26 protein-coding genes and 4 tRNA genes are annotated in these 22,426 nt (G+C 73.6%); 8 read left to right on the forward strand and 22 right to left on the reverse strand.

Annotated features, from left to right (window positions below):
• Nucleotides 1–80: 80 nt before the first annotated feature.
• Genes RM780_RS17815 through pgsA form a run of 3 tightly spaced genes read right to left on the reverse strand, consistent with a single transcriptional unit; the run spans nt 81 to nt 2,895 of the window.
• A complete protein-coding gene (locus tag RM780_RS17815; RefSeq protein ID WP_311631747.1) occupies nt 81–1,241 on the reverse strand; it encodes a glycosyltransferase family 4 protein in 1,161 nt (386 codons plus the stop codon).
• A complete protein-coding gene (locus tag RM780_RS17820) occupies nt 1,238–2,164 on the reverse strand; it encodes a phosphatidylinositol mannoside acyltransferase (protein WP_311631748.1) in 927 nt (308 codons plus the stop codon). Before RM780_RS17820 ends, RM780_RS17815 begins: the two co-directional genes overlap by 4 nt.
• Complete coding sequence (gene pgsA, locus RM780_RS17825) at nt 2,161–2,895, reverse strand: phosphatidylinositol phosphate synthase (protein WP_311631749.1); 735 nt, start codon at nt 2,893–2,895, stop codon at nt 2,161–2,163. Before pgsA ends, RM780_RS17820 begins: the two co-directional genes overlap by 4 nt.
• Nucleotides 2,896–3,169: 274 nt before the next feature.
• On the opposite strand from pgsA, the gene RM780_RS17830 reads away from it, so the two are divergent.
• Nucleotides 3,170–4,846 (forward strand): hypothetical protein, encoded by a 1,677-nt coding sequence (locus tag RM780_RS17830; protein WP_311631750.1) that lies wholly within the window; start codon nt 3,170–3,172, stop codon nt 4,844–4,846.
• Nucleotides 4,847–4,908: 62 nt separating this feature from the next.
• Here RM780_RS17830 and RM780_RS17835 read toward each other — a convergent pair whose 3' ends face one another.
• From RM780_RS17835 to RM780_RS17850, 4 genes are all read right to left on the reverse strand, one after another.
• The gene (locus RM780_RS17835) at nt 4,909–5,505 is read right to left on the reverse strand and encodes an HIT family protein (RefSeq protein WP_311631751.1); all 597 of its coding nucleotides are present in this window, start codon (nt 5,503–5,505) and stop codon (nt 4,909–4,911) included.
• A gap of 84 nt (nt 5,506–5,589) precedes the next feature.
• Nucleotides 5,590–7,569, reverse strand: coding sequence for a threonine--tRNA ligase (thrS, locus tag RM780_RS17840; protein ID WP_311631752.1), 1,980 nt, complete (start codon nt 7,567–7,569; stop codon nt 5,590–5,592).
• 183 nt (nt 7,570–7,752) lie between these two features.
• Nucleotides 7,753–7,824 (reverse strand) — tRNA-Val (locus tag RM780_RS17845).
• Between the two features lie 39 nt (nt 7,825–7,863).
• Entirely contained in the window at nt 7,864–8,343 is a 480-nt protein-coding gene (locus tag RM780_RS17850; protein WP_311631753.1) for an SRPBCC family protein, read from the reverse strand.
• Nucleotides 8,344–8,504: 161 nt separating this feature from the next.
• Between RM780_RS17850 and RM780_RS17855 the strand changes: the two genes are divergently transcribed.
• Together RM780_RS17855 and RM780_RS17860 are read left to right on the forward strand one after the other, a co-directional pair.
• Nucleotides 8,505–8,918 carry an SsgA family sporulation/cell division regulator gene (locus RM780_RS17855; RefSeq protein WP_003959770.1) on the forward strand — a complete coding sequence of 138 codons (414 nt, stop codon included), beginning with the start codon at nt 8,505–8,507 and terminating at the stop codon, nt 8,916–8,918.
• A gap of 188 nt (nt 8,919–9,106) precedes the next feature.
• Nucleotides 9,107–9,664 carry a CGNR zinc finger domain-containing protein gene (locus tag RM780_RS17860; protein WP_311631754.1) on the forward strand — a complete coding sequence of 186 codons (558 nt, stop codon included), beginning with the start codon at nt 9,107–9,109 and terminating at the stop codon, nt 9,662–9,664.
• Between the two features lie 25 nt (nt 9,665–9,689).
• Here RM780_RS17860 and RM780_RS17865 read toward each other — a convergent pair whose 3' ends face one another.
• The 5 genes from RM780_RS17865 to RM780_RS17885 form a co-directional block, all read right to left on the reverse strand.
• Nucleotides 9,690–9,857: a hypothetical protein gene (locus tag RM780_RS17865; RefSeq protein WP_311631755.1), complete on the reverse strand. Its 168-nt coding sequence runs from the start codon at nt 9,855–9,857 to the stop codon at nt 9,690–9,692.
• A 76-nt stretch (nt 9,858–9,933) separates the two neighbouring features.
• Nucleotides 9,934–10,341, reverse strand: coding sequence for a hypothetical protein (locus RM780_RS17870; protein ID WP_311631756.1), 408 nt, complete (start codon nt 10,339–10,341; stop codon nt 9,934–9,936).
• 120 nt (nt 10,342–10,461) lie between these two features.
• Nucleotides 10,462–11,304: a GNAT family N-acetyltransferase gene (locus tag RM780_RS17875; RefSeq protein ID WP_311631757.1), complete on the reverse strand. Its 843-nt coding sequence runs from the start codon at nt 11,302–11,304 to the stop codon at nt 10,462–10,464.
• 82 nt (nt 11,305–11,386) lie between these two features.
• Nucleotides 11,387–12,214 (reverse strand): aminotransferase class IV, encoded by an 828-nt coding sequence (locus tag RM780_RS17880; protein WP_311631758.1) that lies wholly within the window; start codon nt 12,212–12,214, stop codon nt 11,387–11,389.
• A complete protein-coding gene (locus RM780_RS17885; RefSeq protein WP_311631759.1) occupies nt 12,189–13,277 on the reverse strand; it encodes a chorismate-binding protein in 1,089 nt (362 codons plus the stop codon). Before RM780_RS17885 ends, RM780_RS17880 begins: the two co-directional genes overlap by 26 nt.
• Nucleotides 13,278–13,389: 112 nt before the next feature.
• On the opposite strand from RM780_RS17885, the gene RM780_RS17890 reads away from it, so the two are divergent.
• The 3 genes from RM780_RS17890 to RM780_RS17900 all read left to right on the forward strand — a co-directional run bounded on the left by RM780_RS17890 (nt 13,390) and on the right by RM780_RS17900 (nt 13,628).
• A tRNA-Gly gene (locus tag RM780_RS17890) sits at nt 13,390–13,462 on the forward strand.
• Nucleotides 13,463–13,484: 22 nt separating this feature from the next.
• Nucleotides 13,485–13,555, forward strand: a tRNA-Cys gene (locus RM780_RS17895).
• A 1-nt stretch (nt 13,556) separates the two neighbouring features.
• Nucleotides 13,557–13,628 (forward strand) — tRNA-Val (locus RM780_RS17900).
• 69 nt (nt 13,629–13,697) lie between these two features.
• Here the strand turns inward: RM780_RS17900 and RM780_RS17905 are convergent.
• From RM780_RS17905 to RM780_RS17950, 10 genes are all read right to left on the reverse strand, one after another.
• Nucleotides 13,698–14,861 carry a site-specific integrase gene (locus RM780_RS17905; protein WP_311631760.1) on the reverse strand — a complete coding sequence of 388 codons (1,164 nt, stop codon included), beginning with the start codon at nt 14,859–14,861 and terminating at the stop codon, nt 13,698–13,700.
• Nucleotides 14,858–15,079, reverse strand: coding sequence for a helix-turn-helix domain-containing protein (locus RM780_RS17910; protein ID WP_311631761.1), 222 nt, complete (start codon nt 15,077–15,079; stop codon nt 14,858–14,860). Before RM780_RS17910 ends, RM780_RS17905 begins: the two co-directional genes overlap by 4 nt.
• A gap of 2 nt (nt 15,080–15,081) precedes the next feature.
• A complete protein-coding gene (locus RM780_RS17915; RefSeq protein WP_311631780.1) occupies nt 15,082–16,377 on the reverse strand; it encodes a replication initiator in 1,296 nt (431 codons plus the stop codon).
• Between the two features lie 168 nt (nt 16,378–16,545).
• Complete coding sequence (locus tag RM780_RS17920) at nt 16,546–16,740, reverse strand: hypothetical protein (protein WP_311631762.1); 195 nt, start codon at nt 16,738–16,740, stop codon at nt 16,546–16,548.
• A 16-nt stretch (nt 16,741–16,756) separates the two neighbouring features.
• Nucleotides 16,757–16,942 (reverse strand): mobile element transfer protein, encoded by a 186-nt coding sequence (locus RM780_RS17925; RefSeq protein ID WP_311631763.1) that lies wholly within the window; start codon nt 16,940–16,942, stop codon nt 16,757–16,759.
• Between the two features lie 16 nt (nt 16,943–16,958).
• Complete coding sequence (locus tag RM780_RS17930) at nt 16,959–17,528, reverse strand: DUF2637 domain-containing protein (RefSeq protein WP_311631764.1); 570 nt, start codon at nt 17,526–17,528, stop codon at nt 16,959–16,961.
• Between the two features lie 104 nt (nt 17,529–17,632).
• Nucleotides 17,633–18,976 (reverse strand): FtsK/SpoIIIE domain-containing protein, encoded by a 1,344-nt coding sequence (locus tag RM780_RS17935; RefSeq protein WP_311631765.1) that lies wholly within the window; start codon nt 18,974–18,976, stop codon nt 17,633–17,635.
• Nucleotides 18,977–18,981: 5 nt separating this feature from the next.
• Nucleotides 18,982–19,335 carry an SCO3933 family regulatory protein gene (locus tag RM780_RS17940; protein ID WP_311631766.1) on the reverse strand — a complete coding sequence of 118 codons (354 nt, stop codon included), beginning with the start codon at nt 19,333–19,335 and terminating at the stop codon, nt 18,982–18,984.
• 316 nt (nt 19,336–19,651) lie between these two features.
• Entirely contained in the window at nt 19,652–20,881 is a 1,230-nt protein-coding gene (locus RM780_RS17945) for a helix-turn-helix domain-containing protein (RefSeq protein WP_311631767.1), read from the reverse strand.
• On the reverse strand, nt 20,878–21,189 hold the full coding sequence (locus tag RM780_RS17950) for a putative quinol monooxygenase (protein ID WP_311631768.1): 312 nt from the start codon (nt 21,187–21,189) through the stop codon (nt 20,878–20,880). The genes RM780_RS17945 and RM780_RS17950 overlap by 4 nt, the downstream gene beginning before the upstream one ends.
• A 213-nt stretch (nt 21,190–21,402) precedes the next feature.
• On the opposite strand from RM780_RS17950, the gene RM780_RS17955 reads away from it, so the two are divergent.
• On the forward strand, nt 21,403–21,786 hold the full coding sequence (locus RM780_RS17955; protein ID WP_311631769.1) for an ATP-binding protein: 384 nt from the start codon (nt 21,403–21,405) through the stop codon (nt 21,784–21,786).
• Nucleotides 21,787–21,805: 19 nt separating this feature from the next.
• The gene (locus RM780_RS17960; protein ID WP_311631770.1) at nt 21,806–22,420 is read left to right on the forward strand and encodes a hypothetical protein; all 615 of its coding nucleotides are present in this window, start codon (nt 21,806–21,808) and stop codon (nt 22,418–22,420) included.
• Nucleotides 22,421–22,426 lie beyond the last annotated feature (6 nt).

The following is a 22,426-nucleotide window of genomic DNA, read 5'->3' on the forward strand; positions in this document are numbered from 1 at the left end:
GGGCGTCCGGCCGGACAGGTCCCGGACACGTCCACCAGGTGCGAACGCCCGCGGCGGCGCGGGACGTGCGGCCCCGGCCTTCAGTCCCGGGCGAAGCCCAGGCGGCCCAGGAGGCCGGCGCGGTCGTCGGTGGCCACCGCCCCCGCGCCGTCCCTGACCGTCTCGTAGACGGCGAGGATGTCGTTGCCCACCGTGGACCAGTCGAAGCGGCGCACGTGCCGGCTGCCCCGCTCGCGCAGCTCCGCCAGCCGGGCCGGGTCGCCCAGCAGCCGGACCGCCGCGGCGGCCAGCGCCTCGGCGTTCTCGTTGGGGAACAGCTCCCCCGCCGCGCCCCCGTCCAGCACCTGGGCGAAGGCGTCCAGGTCGCTGGCCAGCACGGGCGCGCCCGCCGACATCGCCTCGACCAGGATGATGCCGAAGCTCTCGCCGCCGGTGTTGGGCGCGACGTAGAGGTCGACGCTGCGCAGCAGGCGGGCCTTGTCCTCGTCGCTGACCATCCCGAGGAAGTGCACGCGCTCGCGCATCGCCTCGGGCAGGTCGGCCACGGCCTCCCGCTGGTCGCCGCGCCCGGCCACCAGCAGCCGGGTGTCCGGCCGGGCCGCGAGGATCGCGGGCAGGGCCCGCATCAGCACGGGCAGCCCCTTGCGGGGCTCGTCGATGCGGCCGACGAAGCCGATGGTCTGCCCCTGCCACTCGGCCTTGGGCTCGGCCTCGGCGAAGAAACGCACGTCCACGCCGTTGGGGATGACCACCGCGTCGCCGCCGAGGTGCTCCACCAGGGTGCGCCGGGCGTACTCGCTGACCGCGATGCGGGCGCTGATCTTCTCCAGGGCGGGCTGGAGGATCGGGTAGGCGGCGATCATCGCCCGGGAGCGCGGGTTGGAGGTGTGGAAGGTGGCGACGATCGGGCCGCGGGCGGCCCAGCAGGTCAGCAGGGCGAGCGAGGGGGCGGCCGGCTCGTGGATGTGGAGGACGTCGAAGTCGCCCTCGTGGACCCAGCGGCGGACGCGGGCCGCGGAGAGGAAGCCGAAGTTGAGGCGGGCGACCGAGCCGTTGTAGGGAACGGGGACGGCGCGGCCCGCGGAGACCACGTAAGCGGGCAGCGGGGTGTCGTCGTCGGCGGGCGCCAGGACGGAGACGGAGTGCCCCTGCCGGATGAGGTGCTCGGCCAGGTCGCGCACGTGGAACTGCACGCCCCCTGGCACGTCCCACGAGTACGGGCAGACGATGCCGACCCTCATGCCGCTCTCCCTCCCTCGGCCGCCTCCGTGGCGGGGGCGGTGTCGCTGACCCAGAGCCGCTGGAGCATGTGCCAGTCCCGCGGGTGCGCGGAGATGCCGGCGGCGAAGGTGTCGGCCACGGCCTGGGTCATCGCGACGCACTTCTCGGCCCGGGTGCCGGTCTCGGGGACCGGGACGGGCGCGTGGACGCGCCCCTTCATGACCGGCGACTCGTCGTACCACAGGGTGGCGGGCATCAGCAGGGCGCCGGTCTGCACGGCCAGCATGGCAGGCCCGGCGGGCATCCGGGCCGTTTCGCCGAAGAACGTCACCTCGGTCCCGCTCGCGGACAGGTCGCGGTCGGCCACCAGCGCCACCAGGCCGCCGGCGCGCAGCCGCCGGGCGAGCCGCCCGAAGGAGGCGCCGCCGGTGTGCGGCAGAACCTCCATGCCCAGGCCCTCGCGGTAGGCGACGAACCGGTCGTAGAGCCCCTCGGGCCTGAGGCGCTCCGCGACGGTGGTGAACGGCACGCCCAGGCCGACGCCGAGCCAGGCGCCCGCCAGGTCCCAGTTGCCCATGTGCGGCAGGGCGACGACGACACCGCGCCCGGAGTCCAGGCCCTCGGTGAGGTGGTGCATGCCCTCGCCCGCGAAGGAGTCGCGCACCCGCTCCCGGCTCCAGGTGGGCAGGCGGAAGAACTCCATCCAGTACCGCAGGTAGCTGCGCATCCCCTCGCGCGAGAGCTCCCGCAGCTCCTCGGGGGAGGCATGGGGAACGACCCGGGCGAGGTTGGCCTCCAGGCGCCGGACCCCGGCGCCGCGGCGGCGCCAGGCGCGGTCGGCCACGCCGCGGCCCAGGGCGCGGGCGGCGGGCTCGGGCAGGCGTTTGACGGCCGTCCAGCCCAGGCCGTACAGCGCCTCGGTGGCGCGGTCGCGGGCCGTCACGCGGGGCCGCCTCGCCGCCGGTGCGCGGCAACGCCCCGCTGCGGCGCGGCCTCGGAGGTGCGGCTCTCGGCGGTGCCGGTCCCGGCGGGGCGGGCCTCGGCGTCGGCCTCGGCGGACTCGCGGCGGACGGTGACCACGCGCTGGACGAGCGTGATGAGGCTGCCGGCGGCCACGATCCACAGGGCGACGGGCAGCAGGATCCCGATGTGGGGGACGTCGAAGGTCCGCTCGAAGCCGGCCAGGCCGCCCAGGACGAGCGTGATGACCAGGCGCTCGGCGCGTTCCACGAGGCCGTTGACCTTCACCGGCAGGCCGATGCTCTCGCCGCGGGCCTTGGTGTAGGAGACGACCTGGCCGCTGGCCAGGCAGAACAGCGTGACGGCGCACAGCGCCAGGTTGTCGCCCCCGCCCGCGTACCACAGGGCGATGCCGGAGAAGATCGCGGCGTCGGCGAGCCGGTCGAGGGTGGAGTCGAGGAACGCCCCCCAGCGGCTGGAGGTCCCGATCTGGCGGGCCATGTTGCCGTCGACGAGGTCGGAGAAGACGAAGAGCGTGATGACGACGGTGCCCCAGAAGAACTCGCCGCGCGGGTACCAGGCCAGCGCTCCGGCCATCACCCCGGCCGTCCCGATGAGCGTCACCGCGTCCGGGGTCACCCGCAGCCTCAGCAGCAGGGCGGCGAACGGCGTGAGGACACGCGTGAAGAAAGCACGCGCGTACTTGTTGAGCATGTCCTTCCCAGGGGTCGCAGCGGGGCCGCGCGAGGGGCGGCCTCCGTAGGGCCCCATCGTAATCACGCCGGGAGACCGGCGGCGCCGGGCGGGACGGGGGGCGGGTCCCGCCGCCGGGGGCCGGCGTTCTCCGGGGTGGGGGCGCCCGGACGGGTGGCGGCGTTAGGCTGATCGGAGGGCAGGTGTGCCGCGCCCGCCGAAGGGGAACTGCCCTGAGGGCGGCTGGCGTTCGACGGCCGGCGCGGATGGCGTTCGAGGAGCTGGGGGTGTCCCGATGGCGGGGCTGGACGACCTGAGGAATGCGGCGGGGGTGGAGTTCGACTTCGCGCCCGGCGCGCAGGTTCCGCTGTCCGGCGCGGACAGCGGGCGGACCGGGGTGAGCCACGCCATCGCCTCGGTCGCCTACCGGGACGGCGACCCGAAGGACATATGCGAGCCGAACGACGGCGCCTCGGTGAAGGAGGGCCGCTTCTCGCTGTTGGAGCCCAACCTCGGGGAGGCGTTCACCCGGGCCGTGGAGACGCGGATGCTCGGGGAGAAGCGCAAGCCGCTGATCCAGTCCTTCGGCGCGGAGCCGCAGACCGTGGTGGAGCACGCGCTGGCGGCCAAGCGCATCCGGCGCCTGCGGGACCGGCGGCTGACGGTGATCATGCTGGTGTGCGGGGTGCTCTTCCTGCCGGGCGTGCTGATCTGGCTGGGCCTCTTCCAGCTGCGGCGCACGATCGCCGGGTCCCAGGACCGGCGCGCGGGCGTGCTGGGGATGGCGCTGCTCGTGCTGCTCACGGCGCTGATCATCTTCGGGGCGCTGCGGCTGCCGGTGGACGGCGTGCTGCGGATCTACGTCTGGAGCATGCTGCCGGCGCCGGTCATCGGCTGGTTCCTGGCCCGGGAGATCTGCGAGCGCACCGCCAAGCAGTTGCGCGGGCAGTGGAAGTCGCTGGTCGGCGGGGGCGGGGCGGGCGCGGTCATCCCCGAGGCGGTCCCGCGCAACCCGAACGACGCGGAGGCCGAGCGGCTGCGGGTGGGCCTGGCCCGGCTGGCGGCCGAGCAGCGCAGCAACCTCGTCTACTACGCCGGCCCCAAGGGGATACTGGGCATGGGCGTGCGCTGGGCGAGCTGGCAGCTGGCGGAGGAGCTGCGGCCCAAGGACGAGGGGCGGGACATCGACCCCTTCCGCAGCTGGGACGTGGCGCGCGCCATGCACGACCAGCTCCGGCTGCTGGAGCGCGGCCCGCTGCACACCGGCGGCTTCTCCCAGCCCTCGATAACGCACTGGGTGGTCCGGCACGTCGGCGAGGGCGCCTCGGAGGTGGCGCGCCCGGAGGGCCCGACCGCCGACGGGTACAGCTTCTCCAACATCGAGGTGCAGCGGATCTGCAACGAGCAGCAGTTCGGCAGCGGCGACCGGCACTACCTGGGCGTGCAGTTCGTGCAGTGGGACGGCGAGCTGGTGATCACGATGATGATCACGGTGACCGTGCTGCACCGCACGCTGCGCATCGAGGTCACGGCGCACGCGCTGGGCCCGGTGCACGGCTTCTTCCGCAAGGGCCCGGAGGCCAAGAAGCGCGAGGTGCGCAACCCGCTGCGGCCCTGGAGGAAGGAGGAGCAGGAGCTGCCGCTGGTCACCCCGCAGGAGGTCGTGCGGCTGGCCGCGCGGGCGCCGCTGACCTGGTTCCCCGGGCGGCTGGACAAGCTGGGGGGAACGCTCTCCCTGCCCGAGCCGTTCGGGCTGCGGCACACGTGGGCCACGACGCCCTGGCGCAACCGCTTCATGGTGGACGACGTGCTGCGCACGGCGACGCCCGTGCTGCGGGTGGCGCACGCGGCGGCGGTGCGGGTGCTGGCCGAGCACGGCGTGGACGTGTCGGCGTTCGAGAACCGCTCGCAGGTGCTCAGCGGCCTGGTGCAGACCGCCGAGCCCCGGCAGGCGGACGAGTACAACCTCTAGGAGCCCCGGAAGGACGGGCCGTCCGCGGGCGCCGGAAGTGCGCAACGGCCCGCCGCGCGCCGTCAGTCGGCCGCGGGCCGGTCCGCGGCCGGGCGTTCCTCCGCGCCGGGCCAGGCCGCGGCGAGCATCCGCCGCGTATCGGCGAGGAGTTGGGGCAGCACCTTGGTGTGGCCGACGACGGGCATGAAGTTGGCGTCGCCGCCCCAGCGGGGCACCACGTGCTGGTGCAGGTGCGGCGCGATGCCGGCGCCGGCCGCGGAGCCCTGATTGAGGCCGATGTTGAAGCCGTGGGCGCCGGAGGCGCGGCGGATCGCGGTCATGGCCCGCTTGGTCAGCTCGGCCAGCTCCAGCGTCTCGGCGGCGTCGAGGTCGGTGTAGTCCGCGACGTGCCGGTAGGGGACCACCAGGAGGTGGCCGCCGTTGTACGGGTAGAGGTTGAGCACGGCGTAGACGCTCTCGCCGCGGGTGATGATGAGGCCGTCCTCGTCGCTCTTGCCGGGGATCGCGCAGAAGGGGCAGCCGTCCCCGGACCCCGGGCCGGTGGGCTTGCCCTCGCCCTGGATGTAGGCCATGCGGTGCGGCGTCCACAGCCGCTGGAACGCGTCCGGCGTTCCCACCCCGATCTGCTGCTCCGGCTCGCTGCTCATGGCGGCCAGCATATGGCGTTGAGCCTGGCGCCCGGGTCCCGGGGCGCGGGGCCCCGGGACGGCGGACGGGCGGGCGTTCGCGGGCGGGCGGGCGGCTCAGACCTGGGTGCGGCTCTCGACGGCCGCGGCGATCTCGGCCAGGGCGTCGGCGCGCGGGATGCCGTTCTTCTGGGAGCCGTCGCGGTAGCGGAAGCTGACGGCCCCGGCCGCCACGTCCTCGTCCCCGGCGATCACCATGAAGGGGATCTTCTGCTTCTGCGCGGTGCGGATCTTCTTCTGCATGCGGTCCGCGGAGGAGTCCACCTCCATCCGCAGGCCGGCGGCCTTGGCCTCGGCCGCGAACTCCTTCAGGTAGGGCACGTGGGCGTCCCCGACGGGGATGCCCACGGCCTGGACGGGGGCCAGCCACGGGGGGAAGACGCCCGCGTAGTGCTCCAGCAGGACGGCGAAGAACCGCTCGATGGAGCCGAAGAGCGCGCGGTGGATCATGACGGGGGTCTGGCGGGAGCCGTCGGCCGCGGTGTACTCCAGGCCGAAGCGCTTGGGCTGCTGGAAGTCGACCTGGAGGGTGGACATCTGCCAGGAGCGGCCGATGGCGTCGCGGGCCTGCACGGAGATCTTGGGGCCGTAGTAGGCGGCGCCGCCGGGGTCCATGACCAGGCTGAGCCCCTGCTTGCCGGCGGCCTGGCGCAGCGTCTCGGTGGCCTCCTCCCACTCCTCGGGGGAGCCGATGAACTTGTCGCCCTCGCCGCGGGTGGACAGCTCCAGGTAGAAGTCGCTCAGGCCGTAGTCCCGCAGCAGGCCGAGCACGAAGGTGAGCAGGGCGTCCAGCTCGTCCGCCATCTGCTCCTTGGTGCAGTAGATGTGGGAGTCGTCCTGGGTGAATCCCCGGGTGCGGGTGAGGCCGTGCACGACGCCGGACTTCTCGTAGCGGTAGACGGTGCCGAACTCGAAAAGCCGCAGTGGCAATTCCCGGTAGGACCGCCCGCGCGCCCGGAAAATCAGGTTGTGCATGGGGCAGTTCATCGCCTTGAGGTAATAGTCGTGCCCCTCGAATTCCATGGGGGGGAACATCGACTCGGCGTAGTTCGGCAGGTGCCCCGAGACCTCGAAGAGCTTCCCCTTGGAGATGTGCGGCGTGTTGACGAATTCGTACCCGGCCTCCTCGTGGCGGCGGCGCGAGTAGTCCTCCATGACCTTGCGGACGGTGCCGCCCTTGGGATGGAAGACGGCCAGGCCCGAGCCCAGCTCCTCCGGGATGGAGAACAGGTCCAGCTCGGTGCCCAGGCGCCGGTGGTCGCGGCGCTCGGCCTCGGCCAGGAACTCCAGGTGCGCCTTGAGCGCGTCCTTGGTGGGCCAGGCGGTGCCGTAGATCCGCTGGAGCTGGGGATTGCGCTCGCTGCCGCGCCAGTAGGCGGCGGCGGAGCGCATCAGCTTGAACGCCGGGATCAGGCGGGTGCTGGGCAGGTGCGGCCCGCGGCACAGGTCCTTCCAGCACAGCTCGCCGGACTTGGGGTCGAGGTTGTCGTAGATGGTCAGCTCGCCCGCGCCGACCTCGGCGGAGGCGCCCTCGGCGGACTCGGCGGCGGCGCCCTTGAGGCCGATCAGCTCCAGCTTGTAGGGCTCGGCGGCCAGTTCCTCGCGGGCCTCCTCGTCGCTGACGGCCCGCCGGGCGAAGCGCTGGCCCTGCTTCTGGATCTGCTGCATCCGCTTCTCGATGCGGCCCAGGTCCTCGGGGTTGAACGGCCGCTCGACGTCGAAGTCGTAGTAGAAGCCGTCCTTGATGGGCGGGCCGATGCCCAGCCTGGCCTCGGGGAACAGCTCCTGCACGGCCTGGGCCAAGACGTGCGCGGTGGAGTGCCGCAGGATGTCGAGGCCGTCGGGGGAGGCGATGTCCACGGGCTCGACCTCGTCGCCGTCGGCCAGCGGGTGGGCCAGGTCGCGCAGCGCTCCGCCGACCCGGGCGGCGATGACCGCACGCTCCCCCTTCAAGAGGGCGCCGGCCGTCGTGCCCGTGGCCACCACGCGTTCTTCCCGCTCGGAATCGCGCTGGATGATCACACGGACGTCTGACACCGGTCTCTCCTGACTGACGGCCCCTGCCGCGGGGCGACGGAACGCGGCCCGCGCCGCGCCGGGGGCATCGTACCGAGCGCCGCGCGGGGGCGCGGCGGCGGCGAGCGTGCGGCGCCCCGGGCCGCGTACTTCACGACAACGCGAAGGCCGGTCCGCTCTGTTGCGGACCGGCCTTCCCGGCTGTGGGCGATACTGGGATCGAACCAGTGACCTCTTCGGTGTGAACGAAGCGCTCTCCCGCTGAGCTAATCGCCCCGGGTGCCCTGCGGCACGGGAAGAACCATACAGTGCCCCTCAGCCCTCATCCAAATGCGATCCCGCCCGAACTCCCAGCCGGGCGCGCAGACCTCGCCGCCCGGCGCGCATCATCAGCGCGTGATTGGCGATCAGCAGCGGCCGGGCGGGGCGGGCGAGCCGGCGCAGCCCGGGTTTGCGCAGGGCGGTGTCCTGCTCGTAGCGCACGGCCGTGCCGCCGGGGCGGGGCCTCAGCAGCCAGCGGACCCGGCCGTCGAGGTCCCCGGCGAGGACGACCTCCAGCAGCCCGGCCGCCGGGTCCCGGCGCGCCGCGGTGGCCGTCACCCGCAGCTCGAAGGGGAGGAAGGAGCGGAACCGGCAGCGCCCGGAATCGGGGCCGTCGCGAATCACCTCCCGGACCTGGGGCCACCACGCGGGATAGTCCTCGACGTTTTCCAGGACGGCGAAGACGGCCGCCGCGGGCGCGGGGATCCGCCAGTCACTGCGGAATCTGAATCGGCGTTCCGCCCCGTCCGTCATCCTGCGCCTCCCGTTGCACCACATATTGTCACTCGCCCATTGGAATGACTTTAAAGGCCACAAATAGGGCGGAGGTGTTTACAACCGGCGCGTACGTGGCATCTCGATTTGGCCGACGTGCGAATCCCCGAGCGCACACTGAGCGAAAGGCCCTGGCGCTTATGAACACCACGGTCAGCTGCGAGCTGCACCTGCGCCTCGTCGTATCGAGCGAGTCCTCACTTCCTGTACCCGCGGGGCTGCGGTATGACACGGCGGACCCCTACGCCGTCCATGCGACGTTTCACACCGGAGCCGAAGAAACCGTCGAATGGGTTTTCGCCCGAGATCTCCTCGCCGAGGGGCTGCACCGGCCCACCGGCACCGGCGACGTCCGGGTGTGGCCCTCCCGCAGCCACGGCCAGGGCGTGGTCTGCATCGCCCTCAGCTCCCCGGAGGGCGAGGCGCTGCTGGAGGCGCCGGCCCGGGCCCTGGAGTCGTTCCTCAAGCGCACCGACGCCGCCGTGCCGCCGGGCACGGAGCACCGGCACTTCGACCTCGACACCGAGCTTTCGCACATCCTGGCGGAGAGCTAGAGACCCGCCGGCCTCCCGCGCCGTCTGACTCGGGGCGACGGCGCGGGGCCGGCGACAAACCCTCCCACGGCGCCGCCGCGGTTTCCCACCGCGGCGGCGCCGTCGTGCGGTCGGCGCTAGGCTCTCGGGAACCGCCCGTCGCCTGCCGTCCGCCGCCGGGCGGCCGGCGGCGGACCCCGGAGCCCTCCGTGCTGATCACTCACGACACCCGCTGCGCCCTCGACCAGGCCGTCGCTCTGCTGAACACCGCGGGCGCGGAGGACACGCCCGACGAGCTGGCGGACGTCCCCGCGCTGCGGGCGTTCGTCGCCGCCCACGCCGTCAGCGACGTGCGCCTGGCCGACCTGGACGAACGCCACCTGCGGGCGGTGCGCCGCGTGCGCGCCGCCTTCGCCGAGGTCTTCGCCGCGACCTCCGACGCGCGCGCCGCGGAGCTGATCAACGCCCTGGTGGCCGCGGCCGGGACCACCCCGCGGCTGACGGACCACGACGGGCACGACTGGCACCTGCACTACTTCGCGCCGGGGGCCTCGGTCGCCGACCACCTGGCGGCCGACTGCGGCATGGCCCTGGCGTTCATGGTCGTGGCCGGGGAACGGGAGCGGCTGCGCCGCTGCGAGGCGCCGGGCTGCGGCCGGGCGTTCGTCGACCTCTCCCGGAACCGCTCGCGCCGCTACTGCTCCAGCCGCACCTGCGGGAACCGGCTGCACGTCGCGGCCTACCGCGCCCGCCAGCGCACGGCCTGAGGCCCCCTTCACAGCAGGCCCCGCTCTACAGGAGAAACTGGTCGTGCAGGCCGGTGATCAGCAGCAGCGCTCCGATCACCGCCAGGAAGAGCATCAGCGGGGGCTGTGAGAGGGCGAAGAGGCAGCCGCGGCCCTCCGCCGGGGGCTCGGGCGGACGGGCCGGGTCCGGGTCGTCCTCGGTGGAATGCGCCATGACGCGCCGATGATGACCCGGCCGGGGCGGTGGAACGCACCGATTCGGCCGTCTTTCGGCCGCGCGCCCCCGGTCGTCATATGCCGTGCTTCTTCAGGATCGCCTCGATCTCGGAGAAGTCGGACGCGTCCTCCGCGCCCCGCCCGGCGCCCCGCCCGGCGCCCGCGGCGGGCAGCGGGCGGCCCGGCGCGGCGGCGGGCCCCGCCGCGGGCGCCGCCGGAGCGGGCCGGCCCCGGCCGGAGGCCAGGCGGCCGGTCAGGAACAGGAGGGCGGCCGTGCCGAGCACCCCGAAGCCCGCCCAGGCCACGGGGTCGAAGGTCATGGTCACGACGAACCGCACCACGCCCGTCATGGCCAGGCCCACGGGCAGCAGCGCCACGGCAGCCACGCGCAGGGCCAGGGCGTAGCGGCGGCGGCGGGCCACCAGCAGGGCCGCGCCCAGGCCGGCGGCGGAGAGGAGGGTGCAGACGGTGCCGATCAGCATGTGTCCATCGTGCCGCGCCGCCCGGCGGAAAGCCATGGCCCCGGTCGCGGATCAGGGACATCTCCGGGCGGCCCCCGAGGGCACCCGGACGGAACCCCGGCCCGGGGCCCCGGGGACCGCTCAGAGCAGGGGCTTGGCCAGGCCGATCTCCACCGGCCGGTAGCCCAGGGACGCGTACAGCCGCAGCGCGGAGACGTTCCCCGCGAAGACGTTCAGCCCCAGCAGCCGCCCGCCCGCGGCGCGGCAGACCCGCTCCGCCTCCCGCATCAGGGCCCGGCCGTGGCCGCGCCCGCGCCGCTCCTCGGGCACACGGACGGACAGGACGAAGGCGTCCACGCCGTGCCTCAGGCGCGGTGCGTCCGTGGAGACCCACAGGGCGCCCGCCTCCCCCGCCCCGTGCGTGAGGACCCGCAGCGCGGTGTGCTCCCCGGCGGGCCCGTCGGGCAGGTACGTGGCCCGCGCGGCCTCCGCGCGGGCGCGGGCGGCGGCCGGGCTCAGGCCCCGCCCGGTCCAGCCGGCCGCGAACGTGGCCTGCTCCTCCTCCAGCCACGCCGGGTACTCCTCCGGGCCCATGGCACGGGCCGTGTACCCGGGCGGGAGGGGCGGGGGCTGCTCGGGAAGGGGCTTCGCCAGGAAGCGGTTGCGCTCGGCGTAGCCCAGCGCCGCGGCCAGGGCCAGGGGCCCCTCGGCTCCGGCGGGCAGGGCCACGGCCGCCTCGCGGCAGCCCCAGCCGCGCAGCACCTCCTCGGCGGCCAGCGCCGCGACCGTCGCCCGGCCCCGGCGCCGGTCCTCCGGCTGGATCTCCAACTCCTCGATCCGGCCGGCGCCGCCCAGCGCGGGCGGCTCGGCGGACAGGCGCAGGCCGCCGGCGCGGCGGCCGTTGACCCGGACGTCGAAGGCGCGGGCCCGGGCGCCGTCCGGGGCGCGCTCCTCGGGCCCGGCGGGGCGCAGTGTGGTGGTCATCGCCGTATCCCTGCCCGCCCGCGGGGCTCGCGCATCGCCTCTGCACCGCCGGGTGCGCCACCGGGTGCGCGGGCGGGGCCGGTCACGGGTCGAGGTCGGCGGCCGACCGCTCCCGGAAGACCCGCAGGGCCTTGGCGGTCACCGGCCCCGGCGCCCCCGGCAGCTCCCGGCCGTCCACCCGCCGCACCGCCTGGACGTCGCGCGTGGAGGAGGTGAGGAAGATCTCCTCGGCCTCGGCCAGGCACTCCAGCGGCAGGTCGGTCTCGCGGGCGCCGGTCCACTCCACGACCAGGGCGCGGGTGATCCCGGCCAGGCAGCCGGAGGACAGCGGCGGGGTGTGCAGCTCGCCGCCCAGGACGACGAAGACGTTGGTGCCCGTGCCCTCGCACAGCCGTCCTGCGGTGTTGGCGAACAGGGCCTCGCTGGCGGCCTCCTGGCGGGCGCGGGCCAGGGCCAGGACGTTCTCCGCGTAGGAGGTGGTCTTCAGGCCGGTCAGGGCGCCGCGCTCGTTCCGGGTCCAGGGGACGGTGATCACCGCGGTGGTGTCGGGGCGGCGCGGGGTCTCGGCGTGGGCGATGACCAGGGTGGGCAGCGCAACGGGCCCGCGGTCTGAGCCCAGGGGCGCGACGCCGCCGGTGTAGGTGATCCGCAGGCGCCCCAGGGGCAGCGGAACGGCCTCCAGCACGGCGGCGCAGCCGCGGCGCACCTCGTCCGGGTCCGGGGCGGGCAGGCCGAGCCCGGCCGCGGAGGCGGCCAGCCGCTCCAGGTGGCGGGTGAGGGCGAACGGCCTGCCGCCCTCCGTCTTGACGGTCTCGAACACGCCGTCGCCGACGACCAGTCCGTGGTCGAAGACGGAGATCCGCGCGCTGTCGGGGTCGCGCAGCTCACCGTCCAGCCAGATCAGCGCCATGGTGGCTTCCTCTCGGGTCGCTCGCCGCCTGCCCCTCCGACGCTACCCCGATCAGGCGGGCCGCCTTCAGCTCGGTCTCGGCCCACTCCCCCGCCGGGTCGGAGTCCCAGGTGATGCCGGCGCCGGTGCCGAAGCGCAGCAGCGGCGGGCCGCCGCCGGTCCGGTCGATCCAGAACGTCCGGATTCCGACGGCGAGTTCGCCGGTGCGGCGGTCGGCGTCGACCCAGCCGACGGCGCCGCAGTAGGGTCCGCGCGCGACCGGCTCCAGGGCGCGGATGACGCGCAGGGAGCTGGACTTGGGCGCGCCGGTAACCGAGCCGGGCGGGAAGGTGCCCTCCAGCAATCGCGGCCACCCGGCGCCGGGGGCCAGCTCGCCGCGGACGGTGGAGACCAGGTGGACCAGGCCGGGGTAGGGCTCGGGCACGCACAGCCCGGGAACGGCCACGGTGCCGGGCGAGCAGACGCGGCCCAGGTCGTTGCGCACCAGGTCGGTGATCATGACGTTCTCGGCGGTGTCCTTGGGCAGCAGGGCCTCGGCGCCGGTGGCGGTGCCCTTGATCGGGCCCGACTCCACGGTGCGCCCGTCCCGGCGCAGGAACAGCTCGGGCGAGGCGGTGGCGATCTCCACGCCGTGGGCGGGGAGACGGACGCTGCCCGCGTAACGCGCGGGGTGGCGGCGGGCCAGCAGCCCGGCGAGCGCGTCGATGTCCTGGCCGGGGCCGCCGGGGCCGCCGGGGAGCGGGGCGGTCAGGACGCGGCAGAGGTTGACCTGGTAGACCTCGCCGGCCGCGATCTGCCGCCTGACCGCCTCGACGCCCGCGGTGTAGCCCTCGCGGTCCAGGGAGGAGACCCACTCCCCCGCCCCGGGCCCGCGCCAGCCGGCGGCGGGCGCCGCGGGGGCGGGCACGACCCGGTCGAACCGGGCGCACACCAGCCGCCCCTCGAAGCCGGCGACCACCGCCCACCAGCCCGTGGACTCCAGGGCGGCGGGGTCGTCGGTCACGTCCCGCAGCCCGGTGGCGAGGAATCCGCCGAGGCGGGCGAGGGGGAGGACATCGTGCACGTGTGCGAGTCTAGGCGGTGGCGCAGGGGGAACTGAGTTTGAGCTGGCCGGTGAATCCGCTACAGTTCATGGCGTCCCCGGGGCACGGAAGTGGCGCCGGAGACGGCATATTGCGGACGTAGCTCAGTTGGTAGAGCACCACCTTGCCAAGGTGGGGGTCGCGAGTTCGAGTCTCGTCGTCCGCTCGAAGGGGGCCCGCCCCCATCCGGTGGAGTGGCCGAGAGGCGAGGCAACGGCCTGCAAAGCCGTCTACACGGGTTCAAATCCCGTCTCCACCTCGGACGATTAGCTCAGCGGGAGAGCGCTTCCCTGACACGGAAGAGGTCACTGGTTCAATCCCAGTATCGTCCACACAGCTCAGGGGCCGTTTCCCTTCATGGGAGACGGCCCCTGGTTCGTGCCGAGTGACTAACTGCGTGACTAAGCCTCTCGTTCGCTCCTGAAGATCCGGTCCATGACGACCGCCCCCGTCTGGATCACCGGCCGGATCTGATGACGGTAGACGACCTCCGTCGTCTTCGAAGTGTTGTGCCCTACCAGGAGGGCGATCTTGTCGGCCGGAACGCCGTGGTCCGACAGGAGCGACACGAAGCTGTGCCTGAGCTCCCTCGGGGTCCACTCCCCTGCCGTGAGGCCGGCCCGGACGAGGACCCGCCGGAAGGCCCGGCGCACGTTCGCCGCATCCAGCGCGGTACCCACCTCGGAGGCGAAGACGAGGCCGCGCTCGTGCCACCGCTCGCCCGCCCGCCGCCGCGCCTCCTGCTGCTCCTGGTGGTGCTTGACCAGCGCCTCGACGCAACGTGCGGGCAACGCCAGGGTGCGCCGTGACCTTCGGGTCTTGGTGTCCCCGCTGGTCCGCACCGAGCGCCATACGGCGATGTGCGGCGGGATCTCCGGGGCCGCGTCCGGCTTCCCTTCCAGGTCCACGTGGTCCCAGGTGAGTGCGCGCAGTTCCTCGGTCCGTGCCCCGGTGAGGAGGGACGCCACGATGTAGGCGTGCAGCGCGGAGTCCTCGGCGGCCCGGAGCACCGCATCGGCCTGGGCGAAGGTGAGCGCCTTGGAGGGCCGACCCGGCTGCCCCGTGGGCACCGAGCACAGCTCCACGACGTTCCGCTTCACCTTGTCCCGGGCCATGGCCCGCTTCACCGCCCGGTTGAGGCACGAACGGATCATGCGCAGGGTGCTGGTGCTGAGCGTCCGGGCCTTCTCAGCAAGCCACTTGTCGACATCGTCCGCGCTCAGGTCACGGAGCTTACGGGCCCCGAGCGCCGGAATGACGTGCGTCTCGCACAGGATGCGGTTCTTGGTCACCGTTCCTGCGTCGAGGTCGGCGAGGCCGTAGGCAAGCCAGTCATGCACCGCGTCGGCCACCGTGTAGCCGGTGGGCGCGATGGCCAGGCCGTCTTCGTAGTCGCGGAGGACTTCCTTGAGCTTCGCCTTGGCCTCAGTCTTGGTCCGGCCGCTTCCACGCTTGACGATGCGCTTGCCGGCGGCGTTGTAGCCGAGGCTGGCCGTGGCGATCCAGCGTTCTCGCTTGGCGTCCCAGTGGAGCCCGCCGTCGCCCCTGCTCCGTCGCTTGGTCACCGGCGCTCGCCCGCTTCGCGTTCGAGGAGTTCGACGTACGCACGGAGCGCGCTGGCCGGGATGCGGCAGGCGCGGCCCTCGTGCACGACGCGCAGACGTCCGGTGCGGATCAGCTCGTAGACGACGCTGCGGCTCAGGTTGAGCACGCGCGTGGCGTCCTCCACCCGGTAGAGGAGCGGAACGTTGGAGGGCTCGTGTCGGGCAGTGAGGGCGCTCATGGTCACCGTCCCCCCTCGGAGCTGGGCGAACGGCTGGTACCTTCCGCCGAGGCCGGAGCCAAGGTGGCGGACAGCCAGGCTTCGGCGGGGGCCAGGCCGCTTCCGGCGTAGGCCCAGTGGGCGAGGACGAGGGTTGTCTCCTCGGGGTGGTGGGGCTCTCCGTTCTGGGTGCGTCGCCAGTCGGTGCGGGCGTCGCGGAGGGCGGTGAGGGTGGTGGAGTAGCGGCGGGACTTGGTGGAGAAGTGGCCGCGGAAGCCGAGCATGTGGGCCCAGGCGCGCAGGCGGAGGTGTTCGAGGTCTCTGCGCGCGCCGAGCGTCCAGGCGGTGCGGATCAGCCGGCGGGCGTGGTCGGTCAGGCCGAGGGGCGCCAGCTCGGCGAGGAAGCGCAAGGGCCGGTCAAGGGTGCCGGTGGCGGTTTCGGCGCCCTTGGTGGCGTACTTGGCGATGTAGGCGGCAACGGCCTGGTCGGTCAGTTCGGTGCCTGAATCGAAGGCGGCGGAGCGGATCGTGCGCACGTCGAGCTGTGGGCCGAAGGTGAAGGTGTGGGCGCGGCCGTCGATGACGGGCCCGGGAACGCCAGCGGTGGCCGCGGCGGCGCGGACGGCATCGGTGAGCAGGTCGGGCGTTGCCCAGGCCGGGGGCGAGGTGTGGTCGTCGCCGGGGCCGTCGAGGCGGATGACGGCGTGGAAGTGGACGGCGCCGCGTTTCTGGTACTCGGCGACCTTGGCGAAGGAGACGCGGGCGTGGTGGGGGAAGGCGCGTTGGGTGAGTCCGGCCCGCTTGGCGATCTCGCGGCGCAGGTGGATGGTGAAGCGGCGCCACAGGGCCCCGGCGTGGGCGTTCCACAGGACGGCGGCTTCGTAGTCGTAGACGTCGGGGTGGAGGGGTGTGCCGAGTTGTTCGTCCGCCTGGTCGTGCCGGATGCCGCAGCGGCAGGCCGGGCGGGTGGTGGGGCGGTTGTGGACGGGCCCGAAGCTGGGGGCGGTGAAGGTGGCGAAGACGCGGGGGTGCGAGGCGACGTGTTCGGGGACGTTCTTTCCGCCGCGCAGGCCGGCGGTGATCAGGTGGTAGGTGTCGCGACGGTAGGTCTCGGCGCAGGCCCGGCAGCGGGTGGCGCGGCGGTTGTTGCAGCGGGTCAGGAGGTGCCCGGCGGGCAGCTCGGCGGAGTCGAGGTGGCGCAGGACGTTGCCGATTTCGCCGGTTGACCGGTCGATGTGGTGTTCGGTGCGCTGTCCGGTCAGGCGGATGGGGCGTGTGCATCCGCCCAGGCCGGAGAGCTGCCGGGCGAGGGCGGGCAGGGTGCCGGTGGCGGCCAGCTTGCCGAGTTCGGGCAGCGGCGGCGGCGTGGTGCGGGGGATGATGGGGGTTCTCCTTCTGCGCTGTAGACGTGGGAGGGGTTGGGTCCCGGGGCGGCGGATGCTTGGCGGTATCGAGGCCGCCCCGGGGCCGTGGGCTTGATGCGCGGGTCAGTCCTGGGTGTCGTTGACGATCTGGACGCCCGAACGGGTGCCGGAGTCGATGAGCGGTGCGGCGATGGTGTCGGCGAGGTAGAAGCCGAAGAGGGTGATCACCGCGACGAGCCAGGGGCGGACGCCGAGGAACTTCACGGCGCCCAGGGCGATCAGGCCGAGGATGACGACCAGGGGCAGGCTGACGTTCACGGGTTGCGGGCTCCTTTCAGCGGGCGGGGCAGCGGTGCGTGCGGGCGGCGAGTTCGGCGGCCGAGCGGGTGTCGTACTCGGCGGAGAAGCCGCAGCGCGGGGCGGTGCAGGCGGCGGTGTGCTTGGTGCGACCCCGCCGGTCGTCGGCGGTGCCGACCTTGACCGGGCCGAGGCGGATGACGTCGCGGAAGCGGCGCAGCATGCGGGACCTCTCTCCTTCACAGGCGGGTGACGATGGCTTCGGCGAGCGGCTGGGGAACGCCGAGGCGGGCGCGCAGGGTCGGTGCGTCGATGGGACTGCCGGTCCGGGCGCGATGCTCGGCGGCGACCTTGCGGGCGTGGGTGAGCAGGGCGTCGGGGACGGGAGCAGCCGCGGGGGGCCGGGCCGGTTCCGGCGCGGCTGGCTGCTCCTGGCCGTTCGGAGCCGGCGGGGTGTGGGCGAGGAGGGTTCCGCCCAGGAACGCGACGGCGGGCCATCCGGCGACGAGGATGCGCAGCCAGACGGGCACGGCGGCCAGGTCGAGCAGCCCGGCCGTCGCGACGTTCGCGCCGAGCGAGGCGGCCAGGGCGATGAGGAACCAGCACCATCCGGCGGCCGGGGTGGCGCCGTCGCGCAGGCGGCGCCAGGCGGCGACGAGGAGCAGGTCAACGGAGACCGGGTAGGCCCACGCCTTCCAGCCGCCCTGTCCGGCCGCCGCCGCCAGGTCGTGGATGTGGGCGAAGGACAGCGCGGCTGCGATGACCGCTTGGACGAGCACGGCGTCCACGCGGGCCAGGTGCACGCGCACGGCGGGCCTCCTTCCTGGTTGTTTCCTGGTTGCGGGCGTGAGGGGGCAGGGGCGGGGCGCCCGAGGAGGGGCGCGCCGTCCGTTCGCGTGGTGGGCGGGTGTGGTCAGGCCGCTTCGGCGGCGGTGCTGCCGGTCACGGGCCGGAAGGGCATGAGCGGGGGAAGGTCCGGCACCAGATGCGCGGTCGTGCGGCAGCGGTCGGCCGCGTCGGCCAGGGCGAGGAAGGGGGTACGGATGCGGGTCCACCCGCCGGAGGTGTCGCCGGCCACGGCCAGCCCGGGGCGTTCCGGGGCGATGGCGCAGGCCGCGGTGACCGCCTCGGGTGCGATGTCACCCAGCGCCATCTTCGCCGTGGCCTCGTCGTTGACGCGGTGGCAGACGCGGCCGGTGAGCTGGGCCCGGAGCATGGTGGCGCCCTTGCCCAGCTCGGCGCCGAAGCGCTGGCCGCAGATCTCCAGGAAGATCCCGGCGGCGCGGCCGAGTTGAGCGAGGCGGACGAGCTGGGTGACCATCTCGTCGCGGCGTTCCTCGTCCTTGCGGGAGGCGGTCAGGAACAGCTCCGCCACCTCGTCGATGAACACCACGACCGGCACCGGGCGTTCGCTCTCCGGCAAGCCCCAGACGTCGGAGGTCATCTCCTCGGGGGCGGTGCCGCGCGGGATGCGCTGCCGGGCGCGTATGAGGTCGTAGCGCTCCTCCATCAGCCGCACCAGCACCGGCAGCAGCTCGGCCGCTTCGCCGGGGTCGGTGGCCAGCGCGGACAGGCGCGGGGCGAACGGCGCCAGCTCGACGCCCCGCTTGCAGTCGATGCCCACCAGCGCCACCGGCTGACCGGCCAGCCCCGCGAGGAGGTGCCGCAGGTACATGGACTTGCCCGACAGCGTTGCGCCGAGGGTGAGTTGGTGCGGCACGGCCCGATAGTCACGGAGGTAGGCGGTGGCGTCCTCGCGCAACGCGACCGGCACGCGCAGGAATCCACTGCCGGTGCGGCGCGGCATCCGCACCATGCGCAGCACGTCGAAGCCGACGAGCCGCAGTTCCACCGTGCCGGGCTTGATCTCGGCGACGTGGACGGCATGAACACCCCAGGCGTGGCGGAGGCGTTCGGTCGAGGCGGCCAGGTCCGCGACTTCCTGGCCCGGGGCCAGGCGCAGCCGCAACCGCAGCCCGGTCGCGGTGGGGCGCAGCATGCCGCGCCGGGGCGGAACGGGCCGCACTTCCCGGCGCGTTGCCGCCCGGACCGCCAGGGCATGCAGCCGGGAGGGCGGCACGGTCAGGCCGCACGCCTCCATGACCGACCCGTAGGTGCCCAGCAGGCGGGCGGCGGAGAACGGCAGCCCGACCGCCGGCCAGTACAGGGCCGGGTGCCGACTCCGGGCGTAGAGGGCGGTGCCGCCCAGCGCAGCGGCCGGGCCGCCCACACCGAGCACTGTCAGCAGTTCCGACACGGTGCTCAGGCCCCCGCCGCCACGGCCGGGAACGCGGCCGGGGTTACGGCGGCGGCGCGGAAGGCGATGCCGTGGCGCTGCCGGCCGTTGAACACCGACTCCCACGGCCGGGCGATCAGGCCCGGCAGGGCCACCGGGGCGCCCAGGGTCAGACCCTCGGCCACGCCGCTTTCGGGGATGGTGACCTGGATGAGCGAGGACTCGCCGTCCTCGATGTAGACGACGCCGACGCGCATGAGGCGTTCGCCGGTCTCGGCATCCTGGGCGATCTCGCCCGTCTGCCGGTCCCGGACCTTGGGGGCCGGGGCTTCGGTCAGCAGGATGGTCGCCGCGGATGACTCCACGCGGATGGTGCGCACGAAGATGCTCTCCCTTGTGCCGCGCCGGATGAGGCGCTTAACCGTGATGAATGGGTGCACAACGGGAGGTTGACCGCATACGGGGCGGGCGCGATACGCTGCCAGAGCGTTGATGCCAAAGACGCACCCGGCCTGAGTGGGTCTGCCTCCCGCTCAGGCCACATCTGTTGCTGTGGCCCTGCTGCTCGCGCGCCGGTTCAGGTCTGCCTTCCTGCCCGGCGCGTTCGCGTGCCCGCATCGCCCTCCCCGCAGGCTGCGGAGAGGAGCGTGCCGACATCCACCACAGTAACCCGCACTGAAAGTACTGTCTAGTACTTCAGGTACCAGTTCGCATTTCGTGTACGCCCAACTCCCGGGCCATCTCGCGAAGCTGATCGGACGGCAGCGGACTCATCGCCACCAGGTCGGACACGAGCTGCTTGACGCCGGGCTTCGCCAGGAACATCTCCGGCAGCAGCTCGCGTGCTTTGGCCAGGGCGGCTACGGCCTCGGCGACCTGGCGGCGCTGGGCGTGGGCCTTTGCCACGTCGATGCCGAAGCGGGCCTGGCGTTCCGGGGAGAGGCCGGAGGCGTCCACGTTCTCGGCTGCCCGCAGCGCGACTCCGGCGTCCCCGAGGTCGACCGCCACGGCCACTTCGTGCAGGGCGACGTTCGTGGGCCCGAATTCGGTGTTGTAGTCGTTGCGGCCCTCGCCCACGCGCTCGGCCAGCTCCCCGGCCTGCCGCAGATGGGCGTACGCCTCGTCGGCCCGGTTCAGCCGGCCCGCGGCGACCGCGCGTTGCAGTGTCAGCGCGCCGCGCAGGGCAACGGCCTCGGGGCCGCCGTCCTCGGCCAGCGGGGCGAGCGCTTCGGCGGCGCTGCCGGAGACGCGGGCGGCCTGGTCGTAGTGGCGGGCGCCGAGGAAGACGATGGACAGGCGGAACTCCCCGGCGGCCATCAGCAGCGGGTCGCCCGCGCGTTCGGCGGCGACGACGGAGCGGTCCACGGCGATCCAGGCGGCTTCGGGCTCGCCCATGTTCGCCAGCGCGGCGCTGCACGTGTGGTACATCGCGGCCAGCAGCCGGAACAGCTCCGGGCGTTCCGCCTCGGTGCCCGCGCGGGTGGCCGACTCCAGGCGCGGCACGAGGTCTTCCAGCAGCTCGGCCAGGTCCGCGTAGTTGCCCTCGTGGGTCAGCGACCAGGCGCGTTCGACCTCGGCCCGCAGGGCGGGAACGTCCGGCGGCTCCGGCCGGCCGAGGATCGCCTTCAGTGAGTGCGCGGCGCTGAGGACCAGGCGCAGGCGGCTGGCGCCCGGGGCTTCGCCCTCGGCCACGGATGCGACGATGGGCGCTTCGGCCGCAAGCTCCCCGACGGGCAGGTCCAAGACCTCGGCCACCTTCTCCAGCACGGTCATCCGGTCGATGCGCCGCACGCCGCGTTCCACCTGGGAGACCCAGGCTTCCGAGCGGCCCAGCAGCCCGGCGAACTCCTTCTGGGACAGGCCGCGCCGCTTGCGGTGGAAGGCGATCTTCCGGCCGAGGGCCTTCTCGTAGTCGGCGTTGCTCACGGGGCGTCCACGCCGTGGTCGGAGACGAAGGCCAGGCGGTCCACCTCGGTCGCGGACAGGTACTGCCCCCGCTCGGCGAGGAACGCGCGCACGTAGGGCTGCTCCTCATGGGCCTGGAACGCGGCCTCGTCGCGGTACAGCTCGTAGAAGATCCGCTGGAGCGGCCGGCCGTCAACGCGGTGCACCGCATAGACCACCGTGCCTGGTTCGTTCGCGCGGATCTGCGTTCCCGTCCGCTCCACCAGCTCGTCGAACGCGGCGGCGGCCGTCTCGTCCTTGCAGGTGAAGCGCACCATCAGTCCGAACATCCCGGTTCCTCTCTCGTCGGCGTCTCGGGGTGGGCACCGCCGTCAGGCGAACGCTACGGGGTGGCCATCCGCACGAAAAATGCGGACTGACACTTTCGGCGCCCGCACATAGAGTACGGTGCTAGTACTAATTCTACGTGTCGTGGCGGTCCGTGTCAGCCCGACTCCGGTGCCGAGACCCGGAACCGCACGTGGACAGGGACGGAGCCCCCCATGCCGACCTACCACCGCACCTTCCCCGCACGCCCCGAAGAGATCACCCGCGCCCGCCGCTGGACCCGCGCCGTCCTGGGCACCCACCCCTGCGCGGACGACGCCGCCCTCGTCGTCACAGAACTCGGCACCAACGCGATCGCCCACACCACCAGCCCGCACCCCGCCTTCCGGCTCGCCATCACGGACGACGGCGGCCAGGCCGTGACCATCTCCGTCACCGACTCTGGCAGCACCGCCAGCCGGCCCCACGTCGAGCACGCCGACGACGGCGCGACCGGCGGACGCGGCCTCTACCTCGTCACCGCCTGCGCCACCGCATGGCAGGTCACCGGCGACCACCACGGCCACACCGTCACGGCCCACCTCCGAACCCCGGCGTAACAACGTGGAGACACCCCTCATGAGCAACCGCACTGACCGTGCGCAGGTGCCCTACATCACCCAGTGGAGCGGGGAACGCCCCGTGGACGTCGAAGTCGTGGAGCGGCGCGGGCGCCTGGCCTACGCCGACGAACGCTCCTACGACCGCGACACCGGAGGCATCCTGTGGCGCCGCATCCCCTCCACTCCCGGCAAAGGACAGCCCAGGTTCGGCGCGGTACACGCCCTGCGGCAGCGCGTCGCGATGACCGGCCTGCTCTGCCAGGTCTGCGGCGGCCCCGCCGACCGCAACGAACACGGCGTCCTGTGGCTGCTCGGCGAAGCCTCCGACGCGCCAGGCTCCTGGCCCCAGGGCCTGGAGACCGCCCACCCACCGGTCTGCCGCACCTGCGCAACCCTCGCGGTCCGAGCCTGCCCCCACCTACGCCGACGCCACGTCGCCCTGCGAGTCCACAGCTGCACCCTGGCCGGAGTCCACGGAGCCCTCTACCACCCAGGCCGCCGAGGCCCCGTCCTCACCGACGTCACCGGCATCCCGTTCGGCCACCCCGCCATACGCTGGATCATCGCCGGCCAGCTCTTCATGCGCCTCAACCGCTTCGCCCTCGTGGACATCACCGCCGAGCCCGAGTAACAACCT

This window comes from Streptomyces boetiae, assembly GCF_031845405.1.
Taxonomy (GTDB): Bacteria; Actinomycetota; Actinomycetes; order Streptomycetales; family Streptomycetaceae; genus Streptomyces; species Streptomyces boetiae.

What these genes read in the sequence shown, in the direction of transcription:
- RM780_RS17815 (WP_311631747.1), bottom strand. Translation starts at nt 1,241, where the DNA reads ATGAGGGTCGGCATCGTCTGCCCGTACTCGTGGGACGTGCCAGGGGGC.
- pgsA (WP_311631749.1), bottom strand. Translation starts at nt 2,895, where the DNA reads ATGCTCAACAAGTACGCGCGTGCTTTCTTCACGCGTGTCCTCACGCCG.
- RM780_RS17830 (WP_311631750.1), top strand. Translation starts at nt 3,170, where the DNA reads ATGGCGGGGCTGGACGACCTGAGGAATGCGGCGGGGGTGGAGTTCGAC.
- RM780_RS17835 (WP_311631751.1), bottom strand. Translation starts at nt 5,505, where the DNA reads ATGCTGGCCGCCATGAGCAGCGAGCCGGAGCAGCAGATCGGGGTGGGA.
- RM780_RS17850 (WP_311631753.1), bottom strand. Translation starts at nt 8,343, where the DNA reads ATGACGGACGGGGCGGAACGCCGATTCAGATTCCGCAGTGACTGGCGG.
- RM780_RS17855 (WP_003959770.1), top strand. Translation starts at nt 8,505, where the DNA reads ATGAACACCACGGTCAGCTGCGAGCTGCACCTGCGCCTCGTCGTATCG.
- RM780_RS17865 (WP_311631755.1), bottom strand. Translation starts at nt 9,857, where the DNA reads ATGGCGCATTCCACCGAGGACGACCCGGACCCGGCCCGTCCGCCCGAG.
- RM780_RS17870 (WP_311631756.1), bottom strand. Translation starts at nt 10,341, where the DNA reads ATGCTGATCGGCACCGTCTGCACCCTCCTCTCCGCCGCCGGCCTGGGC.
- RM780_RS17875 (WP_311631757.1), bottom strand. Translation starts at nt 11,304, where the DNA reads ATGACCACCACACTGCGCCCCGCCGGGCCCGAGGAGCGCGCCCCGGAC.
- RM780_RS17880 (WP_311631758.1), bottom strand. Translation starts at nt 12,214, where the DNA reads ATGGCGCTGATCTGGCTGGACGGTGAGCTGCGCGACCCCGACAGCGCG.
- RM780_RS17910 (WP_311631761.1), bottom strand. Translation starts at nt 15,079, where the DNA reads ATGAGCGCCCTCACTGCCCGACACGAGCCCTCCAACGTTCCGCTCCTC.
- RM780_RS17925 (WP_311631763.1), bottom strand. Translation starts at nt 16,942, where the DNA reads ATGCTGCGCCGCTTCCGCGACGTCATCCGCCTCGGCCCGGTCAAGGTC.
- RM780_RS17950 (WP_311631768.1), bottom strand. Translation starts at nt 21,189, where the DNA reads ATGTTCGGACTGATGGTGCGCTTCACCTGCAAGGACGAGACGGCCGCC.
- RM780_RS17955 (WP_311631769.1), top strand. Translation starts at nt 21,403, where the DNA reads ATGCCGACCTACCACCGCACCTTCCCCGCACGCCCCGAAGAGATCACC.
- RM780_RS17960 (WP_311631770.1), top strand. Translation starts at nt 21,806, where the DNA reads ATGAGCAACCGCACTGACCGTGCGCAGGTGCCCTACATCACCCAGTGG.